The following is a 1632-nucleotide window of genomic DNA, read 5'->3' on the forward strand; positions in this document are numbered from 1 at the left end:
GGGGTAGTACCAGCGAAGCTGACACCACCCGCAAAGTATATGGGCAAATATGTAAATCAGTAATTCTAGGATCTTATTTCCCTCGATCCTTTACCTTTTCGCCGCGCTAGACATTCTATGACAGGTATTTGTATCAATGAAGAAATCAAAAATTAGGGGACAGCAAGAATCTCTTTTTTAAATTTATATCTTCCAGGATATACGATATCCATATTAACGCTTATAGCTTGCAAGGAATCCTCGTTTAAGACAAAATGCTGTTTCCCTGATGCAATGCGTTTCCATTCATGCGGATTCTTGCGAAAAAGAGATTCCCCTAGATTATAAATATCTATATTCTTCTCAAGCGCAGTTTGAAAGGTTTTCCTAATTTGCCGCTCAATTTCTTTTTGAGCCATTTGCGTGAGTTCTTGTTCAGTAACGTCTGCATGCAACTCATTTACCCCAGCCTTCACTGAAACGGATATATCGAAATACGCTTTATCATATTTAACACTTGGAGTAATGTCATATTTAGGTTTCTCTGCGACGAGAACCGCTATAAGTTTTTTATCGGAAAACAAGTCAAGAGGCAGTCGGATTGTGTGTTTATTTAGCCACGGCAACCCGGACAGATCTTGGATGTCCATGCGTGCATAATAGTGCTCTTGATCATATACTTGTATGCCAGAAAATCTAAGCAACTCACGTGGCTTTTGATTTTCCTTCCATTGGTCTTTTCGAATTGATAATTCTGGTATATAGCTTGACTTAGCCTTTTCATTTGAATCCAGAACAAACTGTTGCAGGCGGATCGGAGCGAGAATAGAATGCTGTCGATAATTCTGTTCAGGATTATGTAGAATCGATGCCTTTGGTGACAATCTGAAAAACGATGTTGCCATTAAGATCTCGTCAAGGGGATCTCGCGTGCTGAATAGCCAGGCTAAGTACCTTATTTCACGATAACGGTTGATCAGTTCTAACACTTCACCGACTTTCCTTTCCTTCATCAACCGTTCGCTGAACAGAATCGCAGAGACTTGTCCCCAGTTTAACCTCTGTTGCGAAGTGCTGTATAAATCATTCGCTGCTTCTGTAAACGAGGAGCCTTGTCCCTTACCGACCCAGACCGGGGGCTGCTCCGCTTTTTGTTGGCCCTCCAGCTTTGCCACTGTCGAGAAGTCAAGCAATTGCGCATAGATGGTGTATTGACCTTCCGCATAGTCAATTCCGACTGCTGTCGTATAATTCATGTTTTGCACTTCGTATTTGCTCCAGCAGCCGGTGAGTATGATGAGGGGCAGAAGAACAACGATATATTTATACGTCTTCATTTCTGCCCATCCCCTTGGCTTGTAGGATCGTGAGTATTCAGATTGTCCGGTCGAGTTTTTCGCCATCTCCAAGGTAATCGGAACAATGCATTGGCGAAATCTTTATATGGGGGCGAAAGCGGAGCCAGGTAAGGCAAACCGCATGAACGCAATGAGGCTAAATGGGTTGTCACGATAAATAAAGCAAGAAAAAAGCCATAGATGCCAAGCGCGGCAGACAAAATAAACACGATAAAGCGTAAGATGCTAATTGTCCCAGATAACGACTGGCTGGATAAAGTCGAACCGAACACCTGAGTAATCGCTCCTATGACAA

Annotated in this window: 2 protein-coding genes; both read right to left on the reverse strand. The window is 42.8% G+C overall.

Annotated features, from left to right (window positions below; translation table 11 throughout):
• Positions 1-152: 152 nt before the first annotated feature.
• On the reverse strand, positions 153-1316 hold the full coding sequence (locus BM415_RS24595; protein ID WP_006211807.1) for a Ger(x)C family spore germination protein: 1164 nt from the start codon (positions 1314-1316) through the stop codon (positions 153-155).
• Positions 1313-1632, reverse strand: a 320-nt coding sequence (locus BM415_RS24600; protein WP_139237068.1) for a spore germination protein, incomplete at its 5' end; no start/stop codon positions are given. The genes BM415_RS24595 and BM415_RS24600, both read right to left, overlap by 4 nt.

The sequence above is a fragment of the Paenibacillus sp. 453mf genome (assembly GCF_900116105.1).
Classification (GTDB): domain Bacteria; phylum Bacillota; class Bacilli; order Paenibacillales; family Paenibacillaceae; genus Paenibacillus; species Paenibacillus provencensis.